We start from the raw sequence: 5,386 nt of genomic DNA on the forward strand, positions 1-5,386 counted from the left end.
GATCAGGTCTCCTTGCGAAGCCTGAATCACCGCAACGGACTGAAATCAATGGGTCTGGAGCCTAGGGGTTCCCGCCGACGCCGATGACGAAGCTGGAGCCAAGAATTTCTATCGCGGCCCGGAATGGCCTCTGATGGATATGGATACCTTCCTCTGCATATTTCAGATCGAGGCGGCGCAGATCATCCAATGTCCATGAACTCATGCTTGATTTGCCTTTGATGCCGACTCCCGGTTCTGTTCTTGCTCGATGGGAATGGGAATAAGATCGAGCGGCCCAAAACCGCGTAGGCGTAACTGCGAGAATCGTCGTCTTGAAAGGTCAATATCAAGCTCTGACGTGAAGGGGACGAGATAAGCACTCGCATCAAAACCGCTGAAATTTATGCCTTCAGCTTTCAGCACCTTGAAAACCCTGCAGGTAGTTGAGACGAAAATCGGCATAAGATCGAGTTATGTTTCATGCAAGCCATGATGTCGCATCTTGGTCGCTGTGCGCCGATTACCTTGTGAGCGAAATGCCGGGTGATCGAAGACAACACCCGCCGGCAGTTGCAATATCCCCTGGCATACCTACAGCTTGCTTTTCCGTTGACGCTGCCCCGTATCAGTTCATGATATGCATACCCAGCCAAGGAGGCCAGGCATGACAAATTTCCGTGTCAACGGTCGCGATGTCGAGTTGGACATTGATCCAGAAACCCCGCTTTTGTGGGTTCTGCGCGACGAGTTGCGAATGACCGGCACCAAGTTTGGTTGCGGGATTGCACAATGCGGCGCTTGCACCGTGATGCTGGATGGCATGCCGCGCCGGTCTTGCGTAACCCCGATCGGCACGATCGACGGCAGCGAGGTCACTACCATTGAAGGCATCGATGGCCCAGAAGCCGAGGCGATCAAGGCCGCGTGGACCGCAATCGATGTGCCACAATGCGGCTGGTGCCAGTCCGGACAGGTGATGTCGGCGACAGCGCTGCTTCAGCAAGTGGCAAAGCCCACAGATGAGGACATCGACAATGCCATGGCCGGGAACATCTGCCGCTGCGCAACCTATGTTCGCATCCGAAAGGCGATCCACGACGCCGCCAAGACGCTGGAGGGCTGAAGCATGGCACCGATGACTTCTCGCAGGGGATTTTTGGCAGGAAGCGCCGGGCTGATGTTGGCGGTGACGCTGCCATTTGGACGAGCGCGAGCGCAGGTGGCTGGGGAGGCGATGGCGGCCTCTCCCTTTGCGCCCAACGCCTTTATCAGGATTGGGACCGACGACCTCGTGACCGTGATGATCAAGCATATAGAGATGGGGCAAGGTCCCTATACCGGTCTTGCCACACTGGTCGCCGAGGAGCTGGACGCGGATTGGTCGCAGATGCGTGCCGAAGGCGCGCCGGCCAATGACGCGCTTTACGCCAATCTTGCGTTCGGGGCGCAAGGAACGGGCGGCTCTACTGCGATGGCCAATAGCTATATGCAGATGCGCAAGGCAGGTGCCGCTGCGCGGGCGATGCTGGTTGCCGCCGCCGCTGCCAAGTGGGGTGTTCCCGATGCAGAGATCACAGTCAGCGCTGGAATCATCGCCCACGAACCATCCGGGCAATCGTCAGGGTTTGGCGCATTGGCGCAAGCGGCATCCGACCAGCCGATCCCCGAGGATCCCCCCGTCAAGACCGCCGATCAGTTTGTCCTAATCGGTACCGACCGGCCCCGTCTGGACACGGTCGCCAAGACCGATGGCACGGCGCAGTTCACGCTGGACGTCTATCGCGACGACATGCTGACAGTGGTCGTGGCCCATCCGCCAATGTTCGGCGCAACCGTCGCCACTATGGACGATTCAGCGGCACTTGCCGTGAGAGGGGTGCAGATGGTGCGCCAGATTCCCTCTGGCGTCGCGGTCTATGCGACAAATACCTTTGCGGCGCTGAAAGGTCGCGATGCGCTGAGCATTACTTGGGACCAAAGCGCGGCCGAAACCCGTAGTTCGGCGCAGATGATGGACGATTTTTCGGCAGCCGCGGCCGAAGGCGGCATCACGGTCGAAGAAGACGGCGACCTGTCCCCGCTGGAAAAGGCTGCGCAGGTGCTGGAGGCTGAATACCGCTTTCCCTACTTGGCCCATGCTCCGATGGAGCCCTTGGATGCGGTGATCGAGACCAAGGGCGGTAAGGCCGAGATGTGGTTCGGGAGTCAGTTTCCGACGTTTGACAAGCCGACCGTGGCCAAAGCCCTGGGCATCGCGCCGGAGGATGTGACCATTAACGTCCTGATGGCGGGCGGCTCGTTCGGGCGGCGCGCTCAAGGCTCGGCGCATCTGGCGGCAGAAGCTGGCGAGGTGGCCAAGGCCGCCGGACGTGACGGAGCCTTCAAGCTGGTCTGGACACGCGAGGACGACGTCAAGGGTGGCTACTATCGTCCCATGACCGTGCACCGCCTCCGCGCTGGTCTAGACGAACAGGGTCGCATCGTCGGTTGGGAAAATACCGTTGCCAACCAGTCGATCCTCATGGGCACCCCCATGGAGCCGACCCTGAAGGGCGGCCCGGACGCCACCTCGTACGAGGGGTCCAGCAACCTGCCATATCAATTCGGCGCACGCCGGATCGGATGGGCGCGGATGGAAAGCCCGGTCAGCGTGCTTTGGTGGCGATCGGTCGGCCATACCCATACTGCCTATGCGGTCGAAACCTTTCTGGACGAAGTGCTGGCGGCAGCAGGCCAAGATGCCGTGCAAGGCCGTCTGGACCTGCTGCCCCTCGAAGCGTCGCGCGAACGCGCAGTGATCGAAGAGGCCGCCCGGATGTCCGGCTGGTCAGGTCCCACGCGCGACGGCAAGGGTTATGGCGTGGCGATGGTCAAGAGCTTTGGCACCTATGTCGCGCAAGTGGTCGAAGTCGAAGATCGTGACGGCCTGCCCCATGTGACGCGAGTCTGGTGCGCAGTCGATTGCGGCATTGCGGTGAACCCCAACATCATCCGCGCACAGATGGAGGGCGGCATCGGCTATGCATTGGGTACCGCGCTGCACAGCCGGATCACGATGGCTGAGGGGGGGATGGTCCAGCAGTCGAATTTTGATGACTATCCCATGCTTCGCATCGCAGAGATGCCGATGGTCGAAGTGTCGATCATTGCCAGCGACGTCGATCCCACGGGCGTCGGAGAACCGGGCGTACCGCCCTTGGGGCCTGCTCTTGCCAACGCCTGGCGCGCTCTGACCGGTAAAAGTCAGCGTAGCTTGCCCTTTGATGAGGTGATGTCATGAAGTCCACCCTGACGTTGATCGTCGCCCTGACCTTCGGCTCGGCGCCTGCCTTTGCGCAGTCGGATGCACCTGACGTTCTGGCTGCACCAGAAAGCTTTGCCGATATTGCCGACGAGACTGAACGCTCGGTCGCGCTGTTCAACGAGATGGGCAAGGTTCTGACCCACCCGCGTTGCGTGAACTGCCATCCTGTCACCGGCGGACCGCGGCAGGGCGACGACATGGTACCGCATATGCCGCCAGTGATCCGGGGGGAGGCCGATTTTGGCGCACCAGGCATGACCTGCAATACTTGCCACGGATCAGAAAATGTCGAGTTCACGTCCGGCGAAGGCAGCATCCCCGGTCATGAACCTTGGGCGCTAGCCCCCGTCAGCATGGGTTGGTACGGCGTTAGTCTTGGCGATATCTGTGAGCAGATCAAGGACCCCGAGCGCAACGGCGGCAAGACGTTGGAGGAACTGTACATACATAATGCCGAGGATGGTCTGGTAGGCTGGGGCTGGGATCCAGGTGAAGGCCGTACCCCCGCGCCGGGCAGTCAGGAGTTGTTCGGCCAGCTTACCCGCGCGTGGATCGACACCGGGGCTGCGTGTCCAATTTAGAAAGGGGCTTAGCAAGAGAGGTGGCCCCCAAAATCTGAACAGCCGGGATAAGTAGATTTTCCGCGCCACGGCAGCATGATGCTGCAGGCAAGGAGATGACCATGACAAGACGACCGCGCCTGAACCACAGTCGGGCATTCAAGGCGAAAGTGGCAGTAGTCGCGATCAAGGGCGAGAAGACGCTGATCGAACTGGCGCAGAATTTCGATGTCCATCCGAACCAGATCAAGCAATGGCGCGACCAACTGCATGAGTGCGCGACCGGAGTGTTCGGTGACGGCTCGAAGCTGATCGTCAGCCGCCAGGCCATCGCTCTGGGGATCAGCTTGGGCAGCGTCTATTACCGCCCGCGATCGATCTCGGAAGCCGAACACTTCGAAACCGGTGCCGGGGCACAAGATCTATCCCCATCTGCTGCGCAAACTGCCCATCACCCGGCACGATCAGGTCTGGGCGATGGACATCACCTACATTCCAATGGCGCGCGGCTTCATCTATCTCGCTGCTTTGCTGGACTGGTTCACTTGGTCCGCGTCCTCGCATGGCGCGCCTTGATCAAGCTCGAGGCGGATTTCTGCATCGAAGCTGTGGAGGAGGCGCTGGCGCGTCATAATGCGCCCGAGATCTTCAACACCGACCAAAGCAGCCAGTTCACCTCCGCCGAGCTCATCAAGCTTCTGGCCGCCCGTGAGATCAAGATCAGCATGGACGGCAAGGGCGCCTGGCGCGACAACGTCTTCGTCGAACGCCTCTGGCGGATTATCAAATATGAGGAGGTGCACCTGCGAGCCTATGCCAGCGTCTCGGAGGCACACGCGTCGATCGGTCGTTATCTCGGCTTCTACAACAGCCGGCGCCCACACTCATCGCTTGACGGGAAAACGCCCGACCAGGCCTGCTTCAACCAGCCGATGCCCGAAGCGGTGGCGGCGTAACCAAGGCAGAAAATCACTTAGAAAACGCCCGGAACCTTTTCACACAAACCGAACCACCTCTGTGAACGGCGCGAACCGAGGCGCAATCCGGACATACGCGGCTTTCTCGAGTGATCTCATCGACCTTGTCGCAAGGGATTGCTCTTTGGAGCTGTCCGACGATCCTTCTTTCCATCGTCGAGGCACAGCCGGATCCCATCTGGACAGGTCACCCGCTAGGGTCGAGCAATGCCATCAAGCTGATCATTGCGCTTCTCCCCATTATCGAAGGTTGTTTCGACCGTAATCCGAACGTCTATGGTTGCCCTCCACTTAAAGAACTCACCTTACAACGGGCCGCAACGACGAAGAGGACTCCCATGTTTTGTCCACCCCCGCATCGCTCCAGACTACGCGCTGATCGACGCCCAGGGGCGCGCCGAACCCCGCATCCACGTCATAGGCCCTGCATCACGTGCCGCATTCTGGGAAATTATCGCCATCCCGGATATCCGCGATCAGGCACAAGCAATAGCCGTTGACCTGCCCCCCGATCGTCCCTCGTTCATAACGAGAGTCTGCCGTTTTGAGATTGGTAGTCGGGG

At 60.0% G+C, this 5,386-nt stretch carries 4 protein-coding genes and 2 pseudogenes; 4 read left to right on the forward strand and 2 right to left on the reverse strand.

What is annotated here, in order from left to right; genetic code table 11:
* Nucleotides 1-201: 201 nt before the first annotated feature.
* Entirely contained in the window at nucleotides 202-444 is a 243-nt protein-coding gene (locus DKT70_RS17930) for a hypothetical protein (protein WP_146612694.1), read from the reverse strand.
* A gap of 202 nt (nucleotides 445-646) precedes the next feature.
* On the opposite strand from DKT70_RS17930, the gene DKT70_RS17390 reads away from it, so the two are divergent.
* The 4 genes and pseudogenes from DKT70_RS17390 to DKT70_RS17405 all read left to right on the forward strand — a co-directional run bounded on the left by DKT70_RS17390 (nucleotide 647) and on the right by DKT70_RS17405 (nucleotide 4,802).
* A complete protein-coding gene (locus tag DKT70_RS17390) occupies nucleotides 647-1,105 on the forward strand; it encodes a (2Fe-2S)-binding protein (protein ID WP_111560312.1) in 459 nt (152 codons plus the stop codon).
* Nucleotides 1,106-1,159: 54 nt separating this feature from the next.
* Nucleotides 1,160-3,262 (forward strand): xanthine dehydrogenase family protein molybdopterin-binding subunit, encoded by a 2,103-nt coding sequence (locus DKT70_RS17395; protein ID WP_233490664.1) that lies wholly within the window; start codon nucleotides 1,160-1,162, stop codon nucleotides 3,260-3,262.
* Complete coding sequence (locus DKT70_RS17400; RefSeq protein ID WP_111560314.1) at nucleotides 3,259-3,867, forward strand: Isoquinoline 1-oxidoreductase subunit; 609 nt, start codon at nucleotides 3,259-3,261, stop codon at nucleotides 3,865-3,867. Before DKT70_RS17395 ends, DKT70_RS17400 begins: the two co-directional genes overlap by 4 nt.
* Before the next feature lie 101 nt (nucleotides 3,868-3,968).
* Nucleotides 3,969-4,802 (forward strand): annotated as a pseudogene (locus DKT70_RS17405) (IS3 family transposase).
* Between the two features lie 61 nt (nucleotides 4,803-4,863).
* Here the strand turns inward: DKT70_RS17405 and DKT70_RS17410 are convergent.
* A pseudogene (locus DKT70_RS17410) lies at nucleotides 4,864-5,101 on the reverse strand (ISKra4 family transposase); the annotation flags it as partial.
* Between the last annotated feature and the right edge of the window lie 285 nt (nucleotides 5,102-5,386).

The organism is Paracoccus sediminilitoris (assembly GCF_003259195.1).
Taxonomy (GTDB): Bacteria; Pseudomonadota; Alphaproteobacteria; order Rhodobacterales; family Rhodobacteraceae; genus Paracoccus; species Paracoccus sediminilitoris.

What these genes read in the sequence shown, in the direction of transcription:
- DKT70_RS17390 (WP_111560312.1), top strand. Translation starts at nt 647, where the DNA reads ATGACAAATTTCCGTGTCAACGGTCGCGATGTCGAGTTGGACATTGAT.
- DKT70_RS17930 (WP_146612694.1), bottom strand. Translation starts at nt 444, where the DNA reads ATGCCGATTTTCGTCTCAACTACCTGCAGGGTTTTCAAGGTGCTGAAA.
- DKT70_RS17400 (WP_111560314.1), top strand. Translation starts at nt 3,259, where the DNA reads ATGAAGTCCACCCTGACGTTGATCGTCGCCCTGACCTTCGGCTCGGCG.
- DKT70_RS17395 (WP_233490664.1), top strand. Translation starts at nt 1,160, where the DNA reads ATGTTGGCGGTGACGCTGCCATTTGGACGAGCGCGAGCGCAGGTGGCT.